This is a genomic window from Pseudomonas sp. Tof1 (assembly GCF_055390395.1).
This window is the reverse complement of record NZ_AP024344.1, coordinates 1,849,257-1,872,116: the sequence shown is the minus strand read 5'-3', so window position 1 is coordinate 1,872,116 and position 22,860 is coordinate 1,849,257. Positions and strand designations below refer to the sequence as shown.

The 22,860-nt window shown below is 65.2% G+C and carries 23 protein-coding genes and 3 pseudogenes; 15 read left to right on the top strand and 11 right to left on the bottom strand.

All coding sequences use genetic code 11. The features are described 5' to 3' along the window. Positions 1-151: 151 nt before the first annotated feature. From ACZ5KU_RS08710 to ACZ5KU_RS08685, 6 genes are all read left to right on the top strand, one after another. A complete protein-coding gene (locus tag ACZ5KU_RS08710) occupies positions 152-976 on the top strand; it encodes an NAD-dependent epimerase/dehydratase family protein (RefSeq protein WP_054059544.1) in 825 nt (274 codons plus the stop codon). 32 nt (positions 977-1,008) lie between these two features. Next, positions 1,009-1,896 carry a glucurono-1,5-lactonase gene (locus tag ACZ5KU_RS08705; protein WP_464737030.1) on the top strand — a complete coding sequence of 296 codons (888 nt, stop codon included), beginning with the start codon at positions 1,009-1,011 and terminating at the stop codon, positions 1,894-1,896. A gap of 78 nt (positions 1,897-1,974) precedes the next feature. Beyond that, a complete protein-coding gene (locus ACZ5KU_RS08700; protein ID WP_054064100.1) occupies positions 1,975-2,946 on the top strand; it encodes a TRAP transporter substrate-binding protein in 972 nt (323 codons plus the stop codon). Positions 2,947-3,017: 71 nt separating this feature from the next. Then, positions 3,018-3,545, top strand: a complete 528-nt coding sequence (locus tag ACZ5KU_RS08695) for a TRAP transporter small permease (RefSeq protein WP_054059547.1) — start codon at positions 3,018-3,020, stop codon at positions 3,543-3,545. Then, entirely contained in the window at positions 3,546-4,826 is a 1,281-nt protein-coding gene (locus ACZ5KU_RS08690; RefSeq protein ID WP_054059548.1) for a TRAP transporter large permease, read from the top strand. Between the two features lie 167 nt (positions 4,827-4,993). Continuing rightward, positions 4,994-5,602, top strand: coding sequence for a TetR/AcrR family transcriptional regulator (locus ACZ5KU_RS08685; protein ID WP_054064099.1), 609 nt, complete (start codon positions 4,994-4,996; stop codon positions 5,600-5,602). 118 nt (positions 5,603-5,720) lie between these two features. Here ACZ5KU_RS08685 and ACZ5KU_RS08680 read toward each other — a convergent pair whose 3' ends face one another. Continuing rightward, positions 5,721-6,161 carry a GlcG/HbpS family heme-binding protein gene (locus ACZ5KU_RS08680; RefSeq protein WP_054059550.1) on the bottom strand — a complete coding sequence of 147 codons (441 nt, stop codon included), beginning with the start codon at positions 6,159-6,161 and terminating at the stop codon, positions 5,721-5,723. Positions 6,162-6,423: 262 nt separating this feature from the next. Between ACZ5KU_RS08680 and gcl the strand changes: the two genes are divergently transcribed. The 7 genes and pseudogenes from gcl (at position 6,424) to ACZ5KU_RS08645 (ending at position 13,320) form a co-directional block, all read left to right on the top strand. After that, positions 6,424-8,199, top strand: coding sequence for a glyoxylate carboligase (gcl, locus tag ACZ5KU_RS08675; RefSeq protein WP_464737029.1), 1,776 nt, complete (start codon positions 6,424-6,426; stop codon positions 8,197-8,199). A 142-nt stretch (positions 8,200-8,341) separates the two neighbouring features. Beyond that, positions 8,342-9,124 carry a hydroxypyruvate isomerase gene (gene hyi, locus ACZ5KU_RS08670; RefSeq protein WP_054059552.1) on the top strand — a complete coding sequence of 261 codons (783 nt, stop codon included), beginning with the start codon at positions 8,342-8,344 and terminating at the stop codon, positions 9,122-9,124. Between the two features lie 38 nt (positions 9,125-9,162). After that, positions 9,163-10,053 carry a 2-hydroxy-3-oxopropionate reductase gene (locus tag ACZ5KU_RS08665; protein ID WP_273819369.1) on the top strand — a complete coding sequence of 297 codons (891 nt, stop codon included), beginning with the start codon at positions 9,163-9,165 and terminating at the stop codon, positions 10,051-10,053. Positions 10,054-10,287: 234 nt separating this feature from the next. Continuing rightward, positions 10,288-10,404, top strand: a pseudogene (locus ACZ5KU_RS08660) (hypothetical protein); the annotation flags it as partial. After that, positions 10,394-11,272 carry an urea transporter gene (locus ACZ5KU_RS08655; RefSeq protein WP_464737028.1) on the top strand — a complete coding sequence of 293 codons (879 nt, stop codon included), beginning with the start codon at positions 10,394-10,396 and terminating at the stop codon, positions 11,270-11,272. The pseudogene ACZ5KU_RS08660 and the gene ACZ5KU_RS08655, both read left to right, overlap by 11 nt. A gap of 135 nt (positions 11,273-11,407) precedes the next feature. Beyond that, positions 11,408-12,232: an ion transporter gene (locus tag ACZ5KU_RS08650; protein ID WP_464737027.1), complete on the top strand. Its 825-nt coding sequence runs from the start codon at positions 11,408-11,410 to the stop codon at positions 12,230-12,232. A 92-nt stretch (positions 12,233-12,324) separates the two neighbouring features. After that, positions 12,325-13,320, top strand: coding sequence for a sulfate ABC transporter substrate-binding protein (locus ACZ5KU_RS08645; RefSeq protein WP_054064095.1), 996 nt, complete (start codon positions 12,325-12,327; stop codon positions 13,318-13,320). Between the two features lie 104 nt (positions 13,321-13,424). On the opposite strand, the pseudogene ACZ5KU_RS08640 reads toward ACZ5KU_RS08645, so the two are convergent. The 10 genes and pseudogenes from ACZ5KU_RS08640 to ccmA form a co-directional block, all read right to left on the bottom strand. Beyond that, positions 13,425-13,819 (bottom strand): annotated as a pseudogene (locus ACZ5KU_RS08640) (hypothetical protein). 10 nt (positions 13,820-13,829) lie between these two features. Further along, positions 13,830-15,038: a c-type cytochrome biogenesis protein CcmI gene (gene ccmI, locus ACZ5KU_RS08635; RefSeq protein ID WP_464737026.1), complete on the bottom strand. Its 1,209-nt coding sequence runs from the start codon at positions 15,036-15,038 to the stop codon at positions 13,830-13,832. Further along, a complete protein-coding gene (locus tag ACZ5KU_RS08630; protein WP_017906324.1) occupies positions 15,035-15,505 on the bottom strand; it encodes a cytochrome c-type biogenesis protein in 471 nt (156 codons plus the stop codon). The genes ccmI and ACZ5KU_RS08630 overlap by 4 nt, the downstream gene beginning before the upstream one ends. Beyond that, entirely contained in the window at positions 15,502-16,038 is a 537-nt protein-coding gene (locus tag ACZ5KU_RS08625; protein WP_054060537.1) for a DsbE family thiol:disulfide interchange protein, read from the bottom strand. Before ACZ5KU_RS08625 ends, ACZ5KU_RS08630 begins: the two co-directional genes overlap by 4 nt. After that, positions 16,035-18,008 carry a heme lyase CcmF/NrfE family subunit gene (locus ACZ5KU_RS08620; protein ID WP_464737025.1) on the bottom strand — a complete coding sequence of 658 codons (1,974 nt, stop codon included), beginning with the start codon at positions 18,006-18,008 and terminating at the stop codon, positions 16,035-16,037. The genes ACZ5KU_RS08625 and ACZ5KU_RS08620 overlap by 4 nt, the downstream gene beginning before the upstream one ends. Positions 18,009-18,010: 2 nt before the next feature. After that, on the bottom strand, positions 18,011-18,466 hold the full coding sequence (gene ccmE, locus ACZ5KU_RS08615) for a cytochrome c maturation protein CcmE (RefSeq protein ID WP_054064092.1): 456 nt from the start codon (positions 18,464-18,466) through the stop codon (positions 18,011-18,013). Then, on the bottom strand, positions 18,463-18,639 hold the full coding sequence (gene ccmD / locus ACZ5KU_RS08610) for a heme exporter protein CcmD (protein ID WP_054060534.1): 177 nt from the start codon (positions 18,637-18,639) through the stop codon (positions 18,463-18,465). The genes ccmE and ccmD overlap by 4 nt, the downstream gene beginning before the upstream one ends. Next, entirely contained in the window at positions 18,636-19,394 is a 759-nt protein-coding gene (locus ACZ5KU_RS08605; RefSeq protein ID WP_192842782.1) for a heme ABC transporter permease, read from the bottom strand. Before ACZ5KU_RS08605 ends, ccmD begins: the two co-directional genes overlap by 4 nt. 44 nt (positions 19,395-19,438) lie before the next feature. Beyond that, positions 19,439-20,107 (bottom strand): heme exporter protein CcmB, encoded by a 669-nt coding sequence (ccmB, locus tag ACZ5KU_RS08600; protein WP_054060532.1) that lies wholly within the window; start codon positions 20,105-20,107, stop codon positions 19,439-19,441. Further along, positions 20,104-20,775 carry a cytochrome c biogenesis heme-transporting ATPase CcmA gene (ccmA, locus tag ACZ5KU_RS08595; protein WP_162491354.1) on the bottom strand — a complete coding sequence of 224 codons (672 nt, stop codon included), beginning with the start codon at positions 20,773-20,775 and terminating at the stop codon, positions 20,104-20,106. The genes ccmB and ccmA overlap by 4 nt, the downstream gene beginning before the upstream one ends. A 161-nt stretch (positions 20,776-20,936) precedes the next feature. On the opposite strand from ccmA, the pseudogene fliK reads away from it, so the two are divergent. Beyond that, a pseudogene (fliK, locus tag ACZ5KU_RS08590) lies at positions 20,937-22,507 on the top strand (flagellar hook-length control protein FliK). Beyond that, positions 22,504-22,833: an EscU/YscU/HrcU family type III secretion system export apparatus switch protein gene (locus ACZ5KU_RS08585; RefSeq protein WP_054060530.1), complete on the top strand. Its 330-nt coding sequence runs from the start codon at positions 22,504-22,506 to the stop codon at positions 22,831-22,833. Before fliK ends, ACZ5KU_RS08585 begins: the two are co-directional and overlap by 4 nt. The last annotated feature ends 27 nt before the right edge of the window (positions 22,834-22,860 follow it).

Here is a 22,860-nt window from a genome sequence, read left to right as displayed (position 1 = left end):
GAAACATCTTGCAAAATCTACGACCGGCAATCACGACGAATCACTCACCCCATTACATTGACAAAGCCGTTTCGCGCTGACGATAATCCAGAAAAATGTCGTACGACAACGGACGACAACACAACAATAAACCTCCGACCAGGGCCTCGCCATGACCCCAGCGACACCGACCCCGCCGCCCTTCAACCGTCTTCTGCTCACCGGCGCGGCCGGTGGCCTGGGCAAGGTACTGCGCGAGAGCCTGCGCCCCTACGCCCGTATCCTGCGCCTTTCCGATATCGCCGAAATGGCTCCGGCCATCGACGACCGCGAGGAAGTCCATCCCTGCGATCTCTCCGACAAGCAGGCGGTACATCATCTGGTCGAAGGCGTGGACGCGATCCTGCACTTCGGCGGCGTCTCGGTGGAGCGCTCCTTCGAGGAGATCCTCGGCGCCAACATCTGCGGCGTCTTCCACATCTACGAAGCCGCCCGCCGCCACGGCGTCAAGCGCGTGATCTTCGCCAGTTCCAACCATGTGATCGGCTTCTACAAGCAGAGCGAGACCCTCGACGCCCGCGCCCCGCATCGCCCGGACAGCTACTACGGGCTGTCCAAGTCCTACGGCGAGGACATGGCCAGCTTCTATTTCGATCGCTACGGCATCGAGACCGTCAGCATCCGCATCGGCTCGTCGTTCGCCCAGCCGCAGAACCGCCGCATGCTCAGCAGTTGGCTGAGCTTCGACGACCTGACCCAACTGCTCGAACGCGCCCTGTATACCCCGAACGTCGGCCACACCGTGGTCTACGGTGTCTCCGCCAACCGCTCCATCTGGTGGGACAACCACCTGGCCGCCCACCTCGGCTACCAGCCCAGGGACAGCTCCGAGCCGTTCCGCGCCGAGATCGAGGCCCAGCCGGCACCGCCGGCGGACGACCCGACGCTGATCTACCAGGGCGGCGCCTTCGTCGCAGCCGGTCCCTTCGGCGACTGAGCAAGCCCCCATCTTCCGGCAAGGGAACCGCCATGGACGCTGAACTGATTCTCGACGCCCGCAACGCCACCGGGGAAAGCCCGGTGTGGAGCGTGCACGAACAGGCCCTCTACTGGGTCGACATCCCCGCCCGCCGCCTGCACCGCTGGAGCGCCGACAGTCGGCAGACCCGCAGCTGGCAAGCGCCGGAAATGCTCGCCTGCATCGCCCGCAGCCGCGACGGCAGCTGGATCGCCGGCCTGGAAAGCGGCCTGTTCCGCCTGCAGGCGGGCACCGAAGAACGCCTGCACAGCCAGCGGCTCACGGCAGTTCCCCATGCCCTTCCCAACATGCGCTTCAACGATGGCCGCTGCGACCGCCAGGGCCGCTTCTGGGCCGGCACCATGCTGATGGACATGGGCCTTGGCCGCCCGGTCGGTGCGTTGTATCGCTACGAGGCCGGGCAGACAGCACCGCTGGTGGCACAACTGGACGGGCTGATCGTGCCCAATGGCCTGGCGTTCAGCCCGGAGGGCAGGACGATGTACCTGTCCGACTCACACCCCGGCGTGCAATCGATCTGGGCCTTCGACTACGACCCGGACAGCGGCACGCCCTACAACCGCCGGCTGTTCGTCGACATGCGGCAACATCCGGGACGCCCCGACGGCGCCGCCATGGATGTCGACGGTTGCTACTGGATCTGCGGCAACGACGACGGCCTGATCCATCGCTTCACGCCCGAAGGTCGCCTCGACCGCTCCCTCGCGGTGCCCGTGAAAAAGCCGGCCATGTGCGCCTTCGGCGGCCGCGACCTGGGCACCTTATTCGTCACCTCGATCCGCCCCGGCGGCGATCTGCACGACCAGCCACTGGCCGGCGGCGTGTTCGCCCTGCGGCCCGGCGTCCAAGGCCTGGAGGAACCTTTTTTCAACGCCTGATTCCCGGCGCCCAGCGGCGCCTGCAGCGAGTTTTGAACGAAGCAGCCAGACAATAACAACAAGACGGAGAATTGCCCCATGGACTTCAGACGCAAGCTTCTTGTCGCCGCACTCCCCCTCGCCCTTGGTTTCAGCCACCTGGCCCAGGCCCTGGAAATCAAGTTCGCCGACGTGCACCCCGCCGGCTACCCCACCGTGGTCGCCGAGGAAAACATGGGCAAGGCCCTGACCCGGCAGAGCAACGGCCAACTGACCTTCAAGATGTTCTCCGGCGGCGTGCTCGGCTCGGAAAAGGAAGTGGTCGAGCAGACCCAGATCGGCGCGATCCAGATGGCCCGGGTCAGCCTCGGCATCGTCGGCCCGGTGGTGCCGGACGTGAACGTGTTCAACATGCCCTTCGTGTTCCGTGACCAGGCGCACATGCGCAAGATCATCGACGGCGAGATCGGCCAGGAGATCCTCGACAAGATCACCCAGTCCGAATTCAACCTGGTGGCCCTGGCCTGGATGGATGGCGGCACCCGCAACCTCTACACCAAGAAACCGGTACGCAGCCTGGCCGACCTCAAGGGCATGAAGATTCGCGTACAGGGCAACCCGCTGTTCATCGAAACCATCAACGCCATGGGCGGCAACGGCATCGCCATGGACACCGGCGAAATCTTCAGCGCCCTGCAGACCGGGGTCATCGATGGCGCGGAAAACAACCCGCCGACCCTGCTCGAACACAACCACTACCAGAACGCCAAATACTACGCCCTGACCGGTCACCTGATCCTCCCGGAACCGCTGGTGATCTCCAAAAGCACTTGGGAGAAGCTCACCCCCGAACAGCAGACCCTGGTCCGCCAGGCCGCCCGCCAGGCGCAGCTGGAACAGCGTGACCTGTGGGATGCCAAGTCCGCCAGCAGCGAAGAGAAGCTCAAGGCCGCCGGCGTCGAGTTCGTCGAAGTCGACAGGAAACCCTTCTACGAGGCCACCGCCCCGATCCGCCAGAAATACGGCGCCCCCTACGCCGAGCTGATGAGCCGCATCGAAGCGGTCGAGTAACGCCCCCACCCACATGGAAGGCCCGCCGCCATGCGCGTCCAGCGCGGACCGGCGGGTAACGGTGAAATCCGATGAAGAATCTCGTGCTGCTGATCAACGATCGGCTCTACATGGCCTGTGTCTGGGTCGCGGGCCTGGCGATCCTCGCCATCAGCCTGATCATCCCCTGGGGCATCTTCGCCCGCTACGTCCTCGGCACCGGCTCCAGTTGGCCGGAGCCCACCGCGATCCTGCTGATGATGGTGTTCACCTTCATCGGCGCAGCCTCCAGCTACCGCGCCGGCGCGCACATGGCCGTGGCCATGCTGACCGACCGCCTGAACCCTGCCCTGCGCTCGGCTGCCGCGCTGGTCGCGCAGGTGCTGATGGCGACCATCTGCCTGTTCATGACCGTCTGGGGCGCCAAGCTCTGCGCCTCGACCTGGAACCAGTTCATGAGCGCGCTGCCGACCTTGCGGGTCGGCATCAGCTACATGCCGATCCCCGTGGGCGGTTGCCTGACCCTGGTGTTCGTCCTGGAAAAACTCCTGCTGGGCGACCAGAGCCAGCGCCGCGTGGTGCGTTTCGACCTGGTCGAAGAAAACGAAGGAGCCGTGTGAATGGACGCCGTGATCCTGTTGGGCAGTTTTATCCTGCTGATCCTCATCGGCATGCCGGTGGCCTACGCCCTCGGGCTCTCGGCGCTGATCGGCGCCTGGTGGATCGACATCCCGTTCCAGGCCCTGATGATCCAGGTCGCCGGCGGCGTGAACAAGTTCTCGCTGATGGCGATTCCGTTCTTCGTCCTCGCCGGCGCGATCATGGCCGAGGGCGGCATGTCGCGGCGGCTGGTGGCGTTCGCCGGGGTGCTGGTGGGTTTCGTCCGCGGCGGCCTGTCCCTGGTGAACATCATGGCCTCGACCTTCTTCGGGGCGATTTCCGGTTCGTCGGTGGCCGACACCGCCTCGGTCGGCTCGGTGCTGATTCCGGAGATGGAGCGCCGCGGCTACCCGCGCGACTTCTCCACCGCGGTCACGGTCAGCGGCTCGGTCCAGGCCCTGCTGACCCCACCCAGCCACAACTCGGTGCTCTACTCGCTGGCGGCCGGCGGCACGGTGTCCATCGCCTCGCTGTTCATGGCCGGGGTGGTGCCGGGACTGCTGATGAGCGCCTGCCTGATGGTGCTGTGCCTGATCTTCGCGAAAAAGCGCGACTACCCCAAGGGCGAGGTCATTCCCCTGCGCCAGGCCCTGAAGATCTGCGCCGATGCGCTATGGGGCCTGATGGCCATGGTGATCATTCTCGGCGGGATTCTCTCGGGGGTGTTCACCGCGACCGAGTCGGCGGCGATTGCGGTGCTCTGGTCATTCTTCGTAACCATGTTCATCTACCGCGACTACCAGTGGCGCGAGCTGCCCAAGCTGATGCATCGCACCGTGCGAACCATCTCCATCGTGATGATCCTGATCGGCTTCGCCGCCAGCTTCGGCTACATCATGACCCTGATGCAGATCCCGGCGAAGATCACCACGCTGTTCCTGACCCTGTCGGACAACCGCTACGTGATCCTGATGTGCATCAACGCCATGCTGCTTTTGCTCGGCACGGTGATGGACATGGCGCCGCTGATCCTGATCCTCACGCCGATCCTGATGCCGGTGATTCTCGGCATCGGCGTCGACCCGGTGCACTTCGGCATGATCATGCTGGTGAACCTGGGGATCGGCCTGATCACCCCGCCGGTGGGCGCGGTGCTGTTCGTCGGCTCGGCGGTGGGCAAGGTCAGCATCGAGAAGACCGTGACCGCACTGCTGCCGTTCTACGGCGTGCTGTTCCTGGTGCTGATGGCCGTGACCTATATCCCGGCGCTGTCGCTCTGGCTGCCGCGCCTGGTGCTGTAGACTCGCCATTGCCGAGAACCGCCGAAACAGGCGCCCGGGTGAAGAAAAACCGCCTGCCATGCCCGCCTCGCCTGCCTTGCCGGGTCTGCGGGCAGGCAATCTTGGCCTGCCGCAGACCCGGTGCTACCATGCCCAACCGCCCGGACAGGCAAGGAATCAGCTGGTTTATGAGCACCATCCGCGAACGCAACAAAGAACTGATCCTGCGCGCAGCCAGTGAAGAGTTCGCCGACAAGGGGTTCGCTGCCACCAAGACCAGCGACATCGCCGCCCGGGCCGGGCTGCCCAAACCCAACGTCTATTACTACTTCAAGTCCAAGGACAACCTCTACCGCGAGGTCCTGGAAAGCATCATCGAACCGATCCTGCAGGCCTCGACGCCGTTCAATCCCGACGGCGTGCCCGGCGAGGTGCTGGCCGGCTACATCCGTTCGAAGATCCGCATCTCCCGCGATCTGCCGGCGGCGTCCAAGGTGTTCGCCAGCGAGATCATGCACGGCGCTCCGCACCTGAGCCCCGACCTGGTCGAACAGCTCAACGCCCAGGCCCGGCACAACATCGAGTGTATCCAGAGCTGGATCGACCGCGGCCAGATCGCCCCGGTCGATCCCAACCACCTGATGTTCACCATCTGGGCCGCGACCCAGACCTATGCCGACTTCGACTGGCAGATCTCGGCGATCACCGGCAAGGCCAAGCTCGATGACGCCGACTATGAAGCGGCGACGCAGACCATCGTGCGGCTGGTGCTCAAGGGATGCGAGCCCGACCAGTAAAACGAGGCGCCCCTTTCGCGGGCAAGCCACGCGCCTACAGTACCGGGCGAACACCAGATTTGTGTGCACACGTTTCCTGTAGGAGCAGGGCTTGCCCGCGAAAAGGCGCTCACCTGGATCAGGCTGATACCCCCGCATCCGCCGTCAACCCCAATGCCTCGATCGCACTGATCGCGCACTGCTCGTCGATATCCGACGTATCGCCACTGATGCCGATCGCCCCCACCACCTGGCCGGCCTGATCGCGGATCAGCACTCCACCCGGCGCCGGGACCACACTGCCCTGCCCCAACCCGTTCAAGGCGGCGATGAACGCCGGCCGCTGCTGCGCATCCAGCGCCAGCAGACGCGAGCCCTTGCCCAGGGCGATCGCGCCCCAGGCCTTGCCGATGGCGATCTGCGGCCGCAACAGACTGGCTCCGTCCTCCCGCTGCAAAGTCACCAGATGCCCGCCACCATCGAGTACCGCAATGGTCAGCGGCGCCGCGCACATCATCCGGCCCGCAGCGATCGCCTGACCGGCCAGGCTGACTGCGACTTTCAGGGTTAAAGCGCTCATGGGTGCCGTCCTCATTGTTTTGGAAAGTCTTTGGCGCTCCGCGCGGGAGCAATTCCGCATCACAAATAGAACACAATAAAATATATTTTTGTATACAAAAAATTCAAATCACTGACAAAATGTCGCAAGCTCCGCGGTTTTTTGTGATCCGGACGAATGCCACGCCGATTCAAGAAAATGAATTGACCTGCGCCATTGGCCGTGAATACACTCGATGAGAAGCCACTTGTATACAATTACAAAACCTAAGAGGCACAAAACAATGAGCAAAATGAGAGCAATCGAAGCTGCCGTGTGGGTGATGCGCCGCGAAGGGGTCGACACCGCCTTCGGCATTCCCGGCGCCGCCATCAACCCGCTGTACTCGGCACTACAGAAAGTCGGCGGCATCGATCACGTCCTCGCGCGCCACGTTGAAGGTGCCTCGCACATGGCCGAGGGCTATACCCGCACCAAGGCCGGCAACATCGGCGTGTGCATCGGCACCTCGGGCCCAGCCGGCACCGACATGGTCACCGGCCTGTACAGCGCCAGCGCCGACTCGATCCCGATCCTCTGCATTACCGGCCAGGCGCCCCGTGCCCGCCTGCACAAGGAAGACTTCCAGGCCGTGGACATCACCAGCATCGTCAAGCCGGTGACCAAGTGGGCGACCACCGTGCTGGAGCCGGGCCAGGTGCCCTATGCCTTCCAGAAAGCCTTTTACGAAATGCGTTCGGGCCGCCCCGGCCCGGTGCTGATCGACCTGCCCTTCGACGTGCAGATGGCCGAAATCGAATTCGACATCGACGCCTACCAGCCGCTGCCGCTGGTCAAGCCCGGCGCCACGCGGATCCAGGCCGAGAAGGCCCTGGCCCTGCTCGACCAGGCCGAACGGCCACTGCTGGTGGCCGGCGGGGGGATCATCAACGCCGACGCCAGCGAACTGCTGGTGGAGTTCGCCGAGCTGACCGGCATCCCGGTGATCCCGACCCTGATGGGCTGGGGCAGCCTGCCCGACGATCACCCGCTGATGGTCGGCATGGTCGGCCTGCAGACCTCGCACCGCTACGGCAACGCCACCCTGCTCAAGTCCGACCTGGTGCTGGGCATCGGCAACCGCTGGGCCAACCGCCACACCGGCTCGGTGGAGGTCTACACCGAAGGCCGCAAGTTCATCCATGTCGATATCGAGCCGACCCAGATCGGCCGGGTATTCACCCCCGACCTGGGCATCGTCTCCGACGCGGCCTCGGCCCTGACCGTTTTCATCGACGTGGCCCGCGAATGGCAGGCCGCCGGCAAGCTGAGGAACCGCAGCGCGTGGCTCCAGGATTGCCAGCAGCGCAAGGCCACCCTGCAGCGCAAGACCCACTTCGACAACGTGCCGGTCAAGCCGCAACGTGTCTACGAGGAGATGAACCTGGCGTTCGACAAGGACACCTGCTACGTCAGCACCATCGGCCTGTCGCAGATCGCCGGTGCGCAGTTCCTCCACGTCTACAAGCCGCGCCACTGGATCAACTGCGGCCAGGCCGGCCCACTGGGCTGGACCATTCCGGCCGCGCTCGGGGTGGTCAAGGCCGATCCGCAGCGCAAGGTGGTGGCGCTGTCGGGCGACTACGACTTCCAGTTCATGATCGAAGAGCTGGCGGTGGGTGCACAGTTCAAGCTGCCGTACATCCACGTGGTGGTGAACAACTCCTACCTGGGGCTGATCCGCCAGGCCCAGCGCGGCTTCGACATGGACTACTGCGTGCAGTTGTCCTTCGACAACCTGAACGCGCCACAACTGAACGGTTATGGCGTCGACCACGTGGCCGTGGCCGAGGGCCTGGGCTGCAAGGCGCTGCGCGTGTTCGAGCCGGACCAGATCCAGCCGGCACTGCGCCAGGCCCGGGAACTGATCGAGGAGTTCAGGGTACCGGTGGTGGTCGAAATCATCCTCGAGCGCGTCACCAACATTTCCATGGGCACCGAGATCAACGCCATCAACGAGTTCGAGGACCTGGCCCTGGTCGGCAACGATGCGCCGACCGCTATCGCGCTGCTCGACTGACCCCTCGGCGAATGTGGGAGCGGCCGGCCGACGCTCGGTTGCCCGCGAAGCGCCTGAAGGCCCGCGGCCTTCTTCGCGGGCAAGCCCGCTCCTACACCGCCTGAGTAGCCAGCAACCCGCCGTATCAACACCGGAGACCGCCATGCCACGTTTTGCCGCCAACCTGTCCATGCTGTTCACCGAACAGGATTTCCTCGCCCGCTTCAAGGCCGCCGCCGATGCCGGCTTCAGCGGCGTGGAATACCTGTTCCCCTACGATTTCAGTTCCGCCGAGATCAAGGCGCAACTCGACGCCCACGGCCTGACCCAGGTGCTGTTCAACCTGCCCGCCGGCGATTGGACCAAGGGTGAGCGCGGCATCGCCTGCCACCCGGATCGCGTCGAGGAGTTCCGCGGCGGTGTCGACCTGGCCATCGCCTACGCCCAGGTGCTCGGCAACAGCCAGATCAACTGCCTGGCCGGGATTCGCCCACAGGGTTTCGACGAAGCCTTCCTGGAGAAGACCCTGGTCGAGAACCTCAGGTACGCCGCGGACAAGCTCCAGGCCGCCGGCATCCGGCTGGTGATGGAAGCGATCAACACCCGCGACATTCCCGGTTTCTACCTCAACACCACGGCCCAGGCCCTGTCGATTCGCGAACAGGTCGGCAGCGCCAACCTGTTCCTGCAATACGACATCTACCACATGCAGGTCATGGAAGGAGACCTGGCCCGGACCCTGAGCAATCACCTGGGCGAAATCAATCACGTCCAGCTCGCCGACAACCCGGGCCGCAACGAGCCCGGCACCGGCGAGATCAATTACCGCTTCCTGTTCGAACACCTGGACCGCATCGGCTACCAGGGCTGGGTCGGCTGCGAATACAAGCCGCTGACCACCACCGAGGCGGGCCTCGGCTGGCTGAAGAGCCACAACGCGATCTGAACCCATCCCCCCGATACCTGCGACAAGAGGATTTTCCCATGGCTAAAATCGGTTTCATCGGCACCGGCATCATGGGCCACCCCATGGCTTCGAACCTGCAGAAGGCAGGCCACAGCCTGTTCCTTTCCCAGCACCACGCCAGCGCTCCGGCCGACCTGGTCGCCGCCGGTGCGGTGGCCCTGGCCAACCCCCGGGAAGTGGCCCAGGAGGCCGAGTTCATCATCGTCATGGTGCCCGACACCCCGCAGGTGGAAGACGTGCTGTTTCGTGCCGACGGGATTGCCGCCGGCGCCGGCCCGGGCAAGATCGTCATCGACATGAGCTCGATCTCGCCCAGCGCCACCAAGGCCTTCGCCGCGAAGATCAACGAAAAAGGCGCGCAGTACCTCGACGCACCGGTGTCCGGCGGTGAGGTCGGGGCCAAGGCCGCGACCCTGAGCATCATGGTCGGCGGCGACAGCCAGGCCTTTGCCCGCGCCTTGCCGCTGTTCCAGAACATGGGCAGGAACATCACCCTGGTCGGGGCCAACGGCGACGGCCAGACCGCCAAGGTGGCGAACCAGATCATCGTCGCCCTGAACATCCAGGCAGTCGCCGAGGCGTTGCTGTTCGCGGCGAAGAACGGTGCCGACCCGGCCAAGGTCCGCGAGGCGCTGATGGGCGGCTTCGCCTCGTCGAGAATCCTTGAGGTCCACGGCGAGCGCATGATCAAGGGCACCTTCGACCCGGGCTTTCGCATCAACCTGCACCAGAAGGATCTCAACCTGGCCCTGGCCGGTGCCCGCGAGCTGGGCATCAACCTGCCCAACACCGCCAATGCCCAACAGGTGTTCAGCACCTGCGCGGCCATCGGCGGCAGCGAATGGGACCACTCGGCGCTGATCAAGGGGCTGGAGCATATGGCCAACTTCTCGATCCGCGACCAGTAACTCCCGTTTCCCGCTCGGAACCTGCACCTGTGAAACGCCTGCTTCTGTGGGAGCAGGATTTATCCGCGAACAAGCGCCGCCCGCTTGGCGGATGAGTCCGGCCCCCACAGGGGTGAGCCTCGACAGCATTCGGTCCCTGCAAGAATTTTGCCCGCCATGACATAACAATAAATCCGGGAGCCCGCCATGTCGGTCGATCCGCAAGAATTCCTGCGTCAGTTGTTTGTCACGGCCTTCGCCGCGCTGGACGTGCTGGTCGTCACCGTGCCGACCCGAACCAACGTCAACGACCTGCGCGCCATCCTGATTTTCGACAGCGCGAGCCAGGGGCGCACTGCACATGACGCCTGACAAGAAAGTCAAAATCCTCGCCACCCCCGGCCCGGCCACCTGCGACTGCCCCGACTGGGCCACCGCCCTGTTCAACGGTTTCAGTCAGATCGTCCTCCAGCGCCATCCGCTCTGCGGCCTGTTCTGCCTGCTGGCAATCCTCTGCGGCGCCCCGGGCCTGCTCGGCGGCGCCCTGCTCGGTGGTCTCGCCGGCCTGATCACGGCCCAGCGCCGTGGCTATCCCAAGGCCGAACGCCAGGCCGGCCTGTACAGCTACAACGGCGTCCTGCTGGGCCTGCTGATCGGCCTGCATCTCCCCTGGTCACCGCTGTTGCCGCTGCTGATCATCGCCGCCGGCGGCCTGAGCGCGATACTCGTGCGCCACTGGCCGAGGAGCCTGCCGACCTATACCGCGCCCTTTGTCCTGCTCGGCTGGACACTGCTGGCGTTCAGCACGCACCTTGCGCCAGAGGCAGCCCCGGCCGAAGCGGATCTGCCCAGGCTGCTGCAAGCGATCTCCAAGGGTTTCGGGCAGATCATGTTCCTCGACGAGCCACTGGCAGGCGGCCTGATACTGACCGGCGTGCTGCTGGCCAACCGGCGGGCGGCGCTGTGGGCTGTGCTCGGCAGTGGCATGGGACTGGTGTTCGGCCTTTGCAGCGAAGCCAGCCCGGCCCTGGCGGGACTGAACGGCTACAACGCCGCCCTCGCCGGACTGGCCCTGAGCCCATTGCAGCGCCGCCCCTGGCTGGCACTGGGCGGCATGCTCCTGGCGATCCTGCTGACACCGGCCCTCGCCAGCCTGGGCCTGTCGCCACTGACCGCACCGTTCATCCTCGCCTGCTGGCTGAGCCGGGCCGTGGCGCGGATGCGGCGTCCGCCCCTGTGAAAACGGCGACAGCCGGGACGGCACGCAAGGCCTGGGGCCACCGTAGTGCGCGGTAACGCACCCACGCCGGTCCCGGCTTGCGGATTGCCCGCCCTTGCCCCACCCTTGCGGCATCGACCACTTGGGCAACACCTCATGAACAGCAACAACGACTGGCGCCAACGGCTCTACGTCATGATTTTTCAAACCGATACCGTCGCTGGCAGGCGCTTCGACAAGATCCTTCTGCTGATCATCCTCGCCAGCCTGGTGACGGTGGTCCTGGACAGCATCGAGAACATCCACCAGAACTACGCCAGCCTCCTCGCCGGGATCGAATGGGGCTTCACGCTAATTTTCGCCGCCGAGTACCTGGTGCGCCTCTACTGCTCGCCACGGCCGCTGCGCTATGCCTTCAGCTTCTATGGGCTGGTCGACCTGCTGGCGATCGTGCCGGGGATCCTCGCGCTGTACTACAGCGATGCCCAGTACCTGCTGATCATCCGCATCATCCGCATGCTGCGGATCTTCCGCGTGCTCAAGCTCGCACCCTATCTCCGGCAGGCCCACTACCTGCTCGACGCGCTGCGCGGCAGCAAGCAGAAGATCCTGGTGTTCCTGTTCGGCGTGTGCACCCTGGTGACCGTGTTCGGTACCCTGATGTATGTGATCGAAGGCCCCGAGCACGGCTTCACCAGCATCCCCAAGGGCATCTACTGGGCGATCGTCACCCTGACCACGGTCGGCTATGGCGATATCGTGCCAAGGACCGTGCTGGGGCAGATCATTTCGTCGCTAGTGATGATCACCGGTTACTCGATCATCGCCGTGCCCACCGGGATCTTCACCGCCGAACTGGCCACGGCCCTGCGCGGCGAACAGCTCAAGCATGCGTGCCCGGTGTGTCGCAAGGACAGCCATGAACCCGCGGCGGCCTTCTGCTCCCGTTGCGGCAATGCGTTGTTCAAGAAGCTGGAATAAGCAAAGTACTTTTTAATCTTTTAGCGACTATGCGCTCGCCGTTATAGTTGCTGGCAAATTGCCCTCTCTCTGACCCGAACAAGGAATGCGCAGTGAAAAAACTCTTTGGCGCCTCGCTCCTGGCCGCTGGCCTGGCCTTCGGTGGCATCGCCCAGGCCGCCCCGACCCTGCTGAACGTGTCCTACGATGTGATGCGGGACTTCTACAAGGACTATAACAGCGCCTTCCAGAAGCACTGGCAGGCCGAGCACAACGAAAACGTCACCGTGCAGATGTCCTTCGGCGGCTCCAGCAAACAGGCGCGTGCCGTGATCGACGGCCTGCCGGCGGATGTGATCACCATGAACATGGCGACCGACATCAACGCCCTGGCGGACAACGGCAAGCTGGTACCGGAGAACTGGGTCACCCGTCTGCCGAACAACAGTGCGCCGTTCACCTCGGCCACCGTGTTCATTGTGCGCAAGGGCAATCCGAAGGCATTGAAGGACTGGCCGGACCTGCTCAAGGAAGGCGTGCAGGTAGTCGTGCCGAACCCCAAGACCTCGGGTAACGGCCGCTACACTTACCTGTCGGCGTGGGGCTATGTGCTGAAGAACGGCGGCGACGAGAACAAGGCCAGGGACTTCGTCGGCAAGCTGTTCAAGCAGGTGCCGGTGCTGGATACCGGTGGCCGTGCCGCCACCACCACCTTCATGACCAACCAGATCGGCGACGTGCTGGTGACCTTCGAGAACGAAGCGGAAATGATTGCCCGCGAGTTCGGTCGCGACCAGTTCGAAGTCATCTACCCGAGCGTTTCCGCCGAGGCCGAGCCGCCGGTGAGCGTGGTCGACAAGGTGGTGGACAAGAAAGGCAGCCGTGCGGCGGCCGAGGAATACCTGAAGTACCTGTGGTCACCGGAAGGCCAGGAAATCGCCGCGGCGAACTACCTGCGTCCGCGTGATCCGAAGGTACTGGCGAAGTTCACCGACCGCTTCCCGAAAGTCGACTTCCTCTCGGTGGAGAAGACCTTCGGCGACTGGCGCACGGTGCAGAAGACCCACTTCAATGACGGTGGCGTGTTCGACCAGATCTACGGCAAGTAAGTAATACCCCGCCCCGATCATTCCCACGCTCCGCGTGGGAATGCCTCTCTGGACCTCTTGTGACGCAGAACGTGTACGCCTTGCAGGGGCCGGGCGCCTACCGGCTATTGCGCGAACTGCTTGCCCAACCCCGGCGGCACGCCGTGGATGTCGGTTTCTTCCCAGGGCCCGTTGGGGCTGATCGAACGGCTCCAGCCGTTGTCCCAGCGATAGTAGGTGCGCTGGCGATAGAAGGTGTTGGGCTGGTTGTCGAGCACGTACACGCCCATCTGCCCGTCCCAGTGGCTGCGACCGCCAGGCGGTGGGGCAAAGGTCGCCGAAGTGCTCGGACGCGGCTTGGTCGCCGGAATCGGCTTGCCCGGTGTTGCCGGGGATAGGGCTTGGTCGTCGGAACGGACGGCGGGATCGTCGGGCCCGTCGGTGCCGACGGGCGCTGGACCGTACAGGCGCTCAACCCCAGGACCAGCGTTAACAGGGTGAGGCGAGCGATGGCGGTCATGGCGGGTTCTCTATTTGTCCGGGCTGTCGATGGTCAGGTTCTGTTGCGCGGCGGTACTGCTGGCCAGGGGCTGGCTACGTCCGATCCACTCGCCGGCCGTCGGCTGGCCGGCGCGGGAGATCCGTGCAACCAGTTGGACTTCAGGAAAGTTCGACAGTTTCAATTGCGGCATCATTGCGTCGGCATCGCCCAGCTCCACCGTGGCCGGCAGGTCGGCCACCGTCAGGCGCTTGGCCGCCAGCGGTGCCGGCGGCCCCTGGGTGGCACGGGCGAAAACGAACACGCTGTCGCCCGGCTGGACCTTGGCCTTGAGCTGCGCCGCCAGGTCGACACGCACCTTGAGCAGCGCGCCCTTTCCGACCGCGGCGGCAGGCGCCGCGGCAACCTTGCCGCCACTGGCGAGCAGCTTCTCGGTCGCCCGGTCGATCCCGCCCTGCAAGGCGGCGCGGGACGGATCCTGCGCCGGCAATTGCACCAGCAGGCGCTTCCAGTGGTCGATCGCCTCCTGGTAACGCTCGCCCTCGAAGGCGGCGATCCCCAGCAGGCCGAGGCTGGTGACTTCGTTGGGATCGGCCTTCAGCGCCTCGTCGGTCAACGCCTGGAGCTGCGGCGACCAGCGCTTGCCATCGGCGAAGTAGCGCGCCTGCGCCCACTGCCCGAGCAACTCGGGCTGGCGCCCGGCGAGCTTGACGGTACGTTCGAAGAGGTTCGCCGCGTCCGCCGGCCGGTCCTGGGCCATGTACGCCCGCCCCAGGAAGTACAGACCTTCGGCCGAGTCCGGCTGGGCAGCGACCGCACGCTCCAGGCGGCGGGTCATGTCTTCTATCGATTGCGGAGCCTGGGCGAATTCGCGGGTCAGTTCGACCTTGTCGCTGGCACCGAAGTGCAGGTACAGCACCAGCCCGAGCACCGGCACCAATAGCGCCGCCAGCAGCGGCAGCGGCCTGCCCAGCCGCGAAACCGGCGCCGGGGCCACGCCATCGGTATCGGCCAGCAGCTCGCGGGCCGCCTCGGCACGGGCACTGTCCATCTGTTCGAGCGTCAGTACGCCGTCGTCGCGCTGCGCCTGCAGCTCAGCCACACGCTCCTGGTACAACGCCACGTTCAGCGCGGTGCGATCCTCTTCCTGGCGGACGCGGCGATCGCGCAGGATCGGGATCAGCAGGAAACTCAGGGCAATCAGTAACAACAGACCGGTAGCAAGCCAGAAATCAATCATTCGCGGTTCTTATCCAGCAGGTGGTCGAGGCGCTCGCGCTCCTCGGCGGAAAGCACGTCCGGGGTTTCGCTGCGCTGGGCGCGGCGCCGGCGGACGATCACGGCGATCACGACCAGGCCGCCCAGCAGCAGCCCGGCCGGGCCGAACCAGAGCAGCGCGGTCTTGCCGGTCAGGGCCGGTTTGTAGCGGACGAAGTCGCCATACCGATCGACCATGAAGTCGATGATCTGCTGATTGTCCTTGCCCTCGCCGAGCATGCGGAAAATCTCCCGGCGCAGGTCGGCGGCAATCGGCGCATTGGAGTCGGCGATGTCCTGGTTCTGGCACTTGGGGCAGCGCAGTTCCTTGGTCAGGTCGCGGAAACGCTCGCGCTCGGCCTCGTTGGCGAACTCGTAGGTGTCGATGGCGGCGTGGGCCACGCCGGTCAGGGTCAGGCCCAGGGCCACGGCGGCCAGCCAGCGCTTCATGGTCGCGCCTCGTCCACCAGTGCCTGGTACACCGGCGCCAGTTGCTCGCGCCAGACCACTTCGTCGATCACCCCGACATACTTGTGGCGGATCACACCCTTGGCATCGATGAAGAAGGTCTCCGGTGCGCCGTACACGCCCAGGTCCAGGCCCAGGCTGCCCTGCTCGTCACGGATATCCAGCTGGTACGGATTGTGGAAGTCCTTCAGCCACTTCAGCGCCTCGGCGTTGTCGTCCTTGTAGTTCACCCCGTAGATCCGCACGCCCTGCTGCGCCAGCTTGTTCAGCACCGGGTGCTCGACCCGACAGGAGATACACCAGGTGCCCCAGACGTTGACCAGCGCCGGCTGGCCATGCAGGTCGAGCTGGGTCAGGGTCTTCCCGCCCTGCACATCGGGCAGGGAGAACGCCGGGAACGGCTTGCCGATCATCGCCGATGGCAACTCGGCCGGGTCCAGGTACAACCCGCGATACAGGAACACCGCCACCACCAGGAACACGGCCAGTGGCACTACCATTATCCAACGCTTCATGCAGTCGCTCCGCTCATGCCCAATGCTTCCCTGACCCGGCTCTTGACCTTGAGCCGGTAACGCCGGTCCAGCGCCGCCAGCGCACCACCGAGGGCGGTCAGCAGGCCACCGAACCAGATCCAGCGCACGAACGGCTTGACGTGCACCCGCACCGCCCAGGCACCATCGCCCAGCGGCTCGCCGAGGGCGACGTAGAGGTCACGGGTGAAACCGGCATCGATGCCGGCTTCGGTCATCATCGATTGCTGCACGGTGTAGAGACGTTTCTCGGGGTGCAGCACGGCCACCTCCCGGCCCTTGTCGAGCACCCGGATGGTGCCCTTGTCCGAGGTGAAGTTCGGCCCCTCGAAGTGCCTGGCGCCTTCGAAGACGAACTGATAACCGGCCAGCTCCATGGCTTCCCCCGGCGCCAGGCGCAGGTCGCGCTCGGCGCTCTCCTGGCTCGACAGCACCACGCCGAGGGCGCAGACGGCGATGCCCAGGTGCGCCAGGTGCATGCCCCAGTAGCTGCGGGTCAGGCTCGACAGGCCCTTGAACAGGCCCTTGTGACGGGTCTTGTCGAGAATGTCGCGCACCCCCGCCAGCACCACCCAGGCCGCCAGCAGGAAGGTCGCCAGCACCGCCCAGTTGAAATCGCCGTAGACCAGGCCGGCCACCGCCGCCAGCGCCACGCTGCCGAGCAGGACCGGGGTCAGCATGCCCACCAGCCATTTCACCGGGGTGTCTTTCCAGCGCACCAGCACACCCACCGCCAGCACCGCCATCAGCACCGCCATCAGCGGGATGAACAGCGCATTGAAGTATGGCGGCCCCACCGACAGCTTGGCCCCGCTCAAGGCATCGAGCACCAGCGGATACAGGGTCCCCAGCAGGATCATCGAGGCAGCCACCACCAGCACCAGGTTGTTGGCCAGCAGCAGCGTTTCGCGGGACCACAGGCCGAAGCCGACATGACTCTTCACCACCGGCGCACGCAGGGCGAACAGCGTCAGCGAACCGCCGACCACGAACAGCAGGAAGATCAGGATGAACACCCCACGGGCCGGGTCGGAAGCGAACGCGTGCACCGAGGTCAGCACACCCGAGCGGACCAGGAAGGTCCCCAGCAGGCTGAGGGAGAATGCGGCAATGGCCAGCAGCACCGTCCAGCTCTTGAACACGCCGCGCTTTTCCGTGACCGCCAGCGAGTGGATCAGCGCCGTGCCGACCAGCCAGGGCATGAACGAGGCGTTTTCCACCGGGTCCCAGAACCACCACCCACCCCAGCCAAGCTCGTAGTAGGCCCACCAGGAGCCCAGGGTGATGCCGAGGCCGAGGAAGGCCCAGGCGACAATGGTCCACGGCCGCGACCAGCGCGCCCAGGCCGCGTCGAGGCGGCCGCCGAGCAACGCGGCGATGGCGAAGGCGAAGGCCACGGAGAACCCGACATAGCCCATGTACAGCATCGGCGGATGGACGATCAGGCCGATGTCCTGCAACAGCGGGTTGAGGTCGCGACCGTCCGCCGGAATCTGCGGCAGGATGCGCGAGAACGGGTTGGAGGTGAGGATCAGGAACAGCAGGAAGCCGGAACTGATCATGCCCATCACCGCCAGCACCCGCGCCAGCATCGCCTGCGGCAGTTGCCGCGAGAGCACCGACACGGCGAAGGTCCAGCCACCGAGGATCAGCGCCCAGAGCAGCAGCGACCCTTCGTGGGCGCCCCACACGGCACTGAACTTGTAGTACCAGGGCAAGGCGCTGTTGGAGTTGTTGGCCACATAGCCGACGGAGAAGTCGTCGGTCATGAACGCGTAGGTCAGCACGCCGAAGGCGAAGGCGAGAAAGGCGAACTGCCCCCAGGCCGCCGGCTGCGCCAGGCTCATCCACAGGCGGTCGCCACGCCAGGCGCCGAGCAGCGGGACGCTGGCCTGCACGAGGGCAAAGCACAGCGCCAGGATCATGGCCAGGTGGCCAAGCTCGGGAATCATGATCAACCCTCCTTCGCAGGCGTCGGGGCGGCCTGGCCGCTGTCCTTGAGTGCCTTGGTCACTTCCGGCGGCATGTATTTCTCATCGTGCTTGGCCAGCACCTCGTCGGCCACCACCACGCCCTGGGCGTTCAGCTTGCCGAGGGCGACGATACCCTGCCCTTCGCGGAACAGGTCGGGGAGAATGCCGCGGTAGCTGATGGTCACCGACTTGTTGAAATCGGTGACGACGAATTTCACGTCCAGCGAGTCGCTGGAACGCACCAGCGAACCTTTCTCCACCATGCCGCCGGCGCGGATGCGGGTATCCAGCGGTGCTTCGCCATTGGCGATCTGGGTCGGGGTGTAGAACAGGTTGATGTTTTCCTGCAGCGCACTCAGGGCCAGGCCGACGGCGGCACCGACCCCGACCAGGATCGCCAGGATGATGATCAGACGTTTCTTGCGCAGCGGGTTCACTGACTATTCTCCCGGCGCAGACGACGCGCCTCCTGTTGCAGGTAACGCCGACGGGCGAGCAGCGGCGAGGCGACGTTGATGAGCAGGACCGCCAGGCAGATGCCATAGGCCGACCAGACGTACAGGCCGTGATGGCCCATGGCGAGAAAATCGCCGAATGAAGCAAAAATCATCGGGCCGCCTCCAGTTCGTTCAGGACCTCGGCCTTGACCCAACTGGCCCGGGCCTCGCGCTTGAGCACTTCAAGGCGCATGCGCAGCAGCACCACGGCACCGAAAAAGCAGTAGAAACCGAGCACGGTCAGCAGCAGCGGCAGCCACATTTCCACCGGCATCGCCGGCTTCTCGGTCAGGGTGAAGGTCGCGCCCTGGTGCAGGGTGTTCCACCACTCCACCGAGTACTTGATGATCGGGATGTTGATCACGCCGACGATCGCCAGCACCGCACAGGCCTTGGCCGCGCTGTCACGGTTGGTGATGGCGTTGCCCAGGGCGATCAGGCCGAAATAGAGGAACAGCAGGATCAGCATCGAGGTCAGGCGCGCGTCCCACACCCACCAGGCGCCCCAGGTCGGCTTGCCCCAGATGGCGCCGGTGACCAGCGCCACGGCGGTCATCCAGGCACCGATGGGTGCCGCACACTGCAGGGCGACATCGGCCAGTTTCATCTTCCACACCAGCCCCACCACCCCGCAGACCGCCAGCATCACATAGCAGGACTGGGCAAGCATGGCCGTCGGCACATGGATGTAGATGATGCGAAAGCTGTTGCCCTGCTGATAGTCCGGCGGCGCGAAGGCCAGCCCCCAGACCACGCCGCTGCCGATCAGCAGTACGGCGGCGATGCTCAGCCAGGGCAGCAGGCGCCCGCTGATGCCATAAAACCATTTGGGCGAGCCCAGCTTATGAAACCAAGTCCAGTTCATCACGGTACATCCAGGGTCTTTGCTGGCCGGAAACCGGCCAGACCTCATTATTCGCCGACGCTGATCTTCAGGCCAGCCGCTATTGCAAAAGGTGCCAGGGTCACCGCCAGGGCGGCCAGGCTGCCGAGCCAGAGCAGATAACCCGTTGCCGGCATGCCCTGCAACGCGGCCTGCAGGGCCCCGCTGCCGAGAATCAGTACCGGGATATACAGCGGCAGGATCAGCAGCGCCAGCAGCAGGCCGCCGCGCTTGAGTCCCACCGTCAGCGCCGCGCCCACCGCACCGAGCAGGCTCAGCACCGGCGTGCCCAGCAGCAGCGATGACAGCAGCACCGGCAGGCAGGCCGTCGGCAAGCCGAGCATCAGCGCCAGCAAGGGTGACAGCAGCACCAGCGCCAGCCCGGAAAACACCCAGTGTGCCAGCACCTTGGCCAGCACCAGAAGGGCCAGGGGGTGCGACGAAAGGACCCACTGTTCCAGGGAACCATCCTCGAAATCACCGCGGAAAAGCCCGTCCAGCGAGAGCAGGACGGACAAAAGCGCCGCGACCCAGACCAGCCCCGGAGACAAGGTTTGCAACATATTCGTCTCGGGACCGACCGCCAGCGGAAACAGCGCGATCACGATGGCGAAGAACACCAGCGGGTTGGCCAGCTCGGCCGGACGGCGGAACAACAGCCGCGCCTCGCGGGCAAACAATAGACCGAAAACGCTCATACCGCCCACCGCCCGAGATCGAGGTCGCGGTAACCGGCCGGCACCCGCGTCAGGCTGTGGTGGGTGGTCAGCACGATCATGCCGCCCCGCTCGCAATGACCGGCCAGGTGCTCTTCCAGTTGCGCCACGCCCTGCTTGTCGAGGGCGGTGAAGGGTTCGTCGAGAATCCACAGCGGCGGGCTGTCCAGGTACAGCCGGGCCAGGGCCACGCGGCGCTGCTGGCCGGCGGACAGGGTATGACAGGGCACATCCTCGAAACCGCGCAGGCCGACAGCGGCCAGGGCCTGCCAGATCGCCTCGCGCTCGGCCGGCCGGTGCAGTGCACAGAGCCAGCGCAGGTTCTCCTCGGCACTCAGCAAGTCCTTGATCCCGGCGGCATGGCCGATCCACAGGAGCGTGCGCGCCAGTTCGCTGCGCTGGCTGTTCAGCGGCTGGCCATTGAGGCGGATCTCGCCGCTGGTGGGCTGCATCAGGCCGGCCAGCAGGCGTAGCAGGCTGGTCTTGCCGCTGCCGTTGGGGCCGCTGATCTGCAACATGTCGCCGGGACTCAGGCGCAGTTCGAGGTTCTCGAACAGCATCCGCCAATCACGCTCACAGGCAAGCGCTACGGCTTCTAGAAGAGGGCTGGTCAAATGATCGAAGCCTTTTGCGGTTCTCAAGTCGGCCATGACGCGGCCGTTAACGTAAGGCAGCATAAATGCTTTTGCAGCCCGTTCCAGAGAGCTGGGTCAATTTATGCGATAGTTTGAACATTGTTTCGGGAGACGGCGCGGCATTATACATGCATTGCCCTACTCCCAAGAGGGCTATCTCGACAGGTTGCGACCCGATGACAGGCGAATTCAATATCCCTGGGCTGGCCCAGTTGATTCCGGCCGGCAGCCGCCCGGCAGTGCTCGCCGGCGAATTGCTGAAGCTGACACTGCCACAGGAAGGACTGATCGCCCCGGGCAAAGCGCCAGGGCCGATGTGCTGTCGCTCAAACAGACCGACCAGACCTTCCAGCTGCTGCTCAAGCTGACCACCGACAACGGCCGCCAGACCACCGTGCAGGCCAGCAGCAACCAGCCTCTGCCCCAGGGCGCCCAGTTGACCGTGACCCAGCCCTCGGCCGGCAACCTGGCGATCACCGTGCAACAGGCGCTCAGTGCCAGCGTCGCCGCCCTGACCCGCCTCGACACCACGCAACTGCCGGTCGGCACGCTGTTGCAGGGCAAGGTCCTGACCAGCCAGGCATTGCCGCAGGTACCGGGCCAGCCGCAGGTCTATCGTTCGCTGGTGGGCCTGCTCAACACCGCCCTCAGCGGCACCACGCTGACCCTCGACAGCCCGCAACCGCTGCGCATCGGCAGCCTGCTCAGCGCCCTGGTCGAAGGCTCGCAGAGCCTGACCTTCGTACCGCAGGGCGCACGCCTGGACCAATTGGCGGTGACCCAACAGTTGCTCGCCCAACAAGGCCGCCAAGGCTCGCTGGAAGGCCTGCTCAACAGCCTGCAGAACCTGCCGGATAGCGCCGGGCTGCCGGCCGAACTGCGCAGCGCCATCGCCACCCTGCTCGGCGACCTGCCGGACATCAGCCAACTGAGCAATCCCAAGACCCTGGCCCAGCTCCTGCAGAACAGCGGGCTGTTCCTCGAAGCCAGGCTGCTGGCGGGCCAGAACCCGGCCATGGTGCCCGACCTCAAGGGCAACCTGCTGCGCCTGATCGCGCAGATCATGCCGCAGTTGCCGGACGGTGCCGCGAGCAACCCGGGCGCCAGCGCCGCGGTGCTCGCCCAGGCCCTGCCGGGCTTTGTCCGCAGCGCTCTGGGTGCGCTCGGCCAGGTCGGCGGCAAGCCACAGCCGATCAGCTTTCCGCTGCCCTCGCGGCTGCTGCAGAACCTGGCCGGCGAAGGCGACCTGGAGAACCTGTTGCGCCTCGCCGCGGCAGCCGTCTCACGCCTGCAGAGCCACCAGCTGTCGAGCCTGGAACAGACCGGCCGCACCCCTGATGGCAACCTGCAGACCACCTGGCAACTGGAAATTCCCATGCGCAACCTGCAGGACATCGTGCCCCTGCAGGTCAGGATCCAGCGCGAGGAACGGGAAGAACGGCCATCGTCCGAGAAGGCCGAGCCACGCGAACAGAAAGCCCAGTTGTGGCGCGTGGAGCTGGCCTTCGACCTCGACCCGCTGGGCCCGCTGCACGTCCAGGCGCAACTGCTGAGCGGCAGCCTGTCCGGCCATCTCTGGGCCGAACGCGAGCAAACCGCAAGCCTGATCGAAAGCCAGCTGGACGCCCTGCGCGAGCGCCTGCTCGCCTCCGGGCTCAACGTCGGCGAACTCGACTGCCACCGGGGCACGCCGCCGCAGGGCAATCAAACCCGACTGGAACAACGCTGGGTCGACGAAACCGCATGAGAAACCCCAACCCCCCACGCCAGGCCATCGCCCTCAAGTACGACGGCCAGCAGGCCCCGACCCTGACCGCCAAGGGCGACGAGGCACTGGCCGAAGCCATCCTCAAGCTGGCCCGCGACTACGAAGTGCCGATCTACGAGAACGCCGAGCTGGTGAAACTGCTGGCACGCCTGGAACTGGGCGACAGCATTCCCGAGGAGCTGTACCGAACCATCGCGGTGATCATCGCTTTCGCCTGGAATCTGAAGGGCAAGGTACCCCAGGGTTTCGAGCCGCTGCCGCAGCCGTTGGAAAAGGACGTGACCGAGCGGGGCGACGATTACTGAATGTGAAGGCAGGCCGGGAGGCCTGCC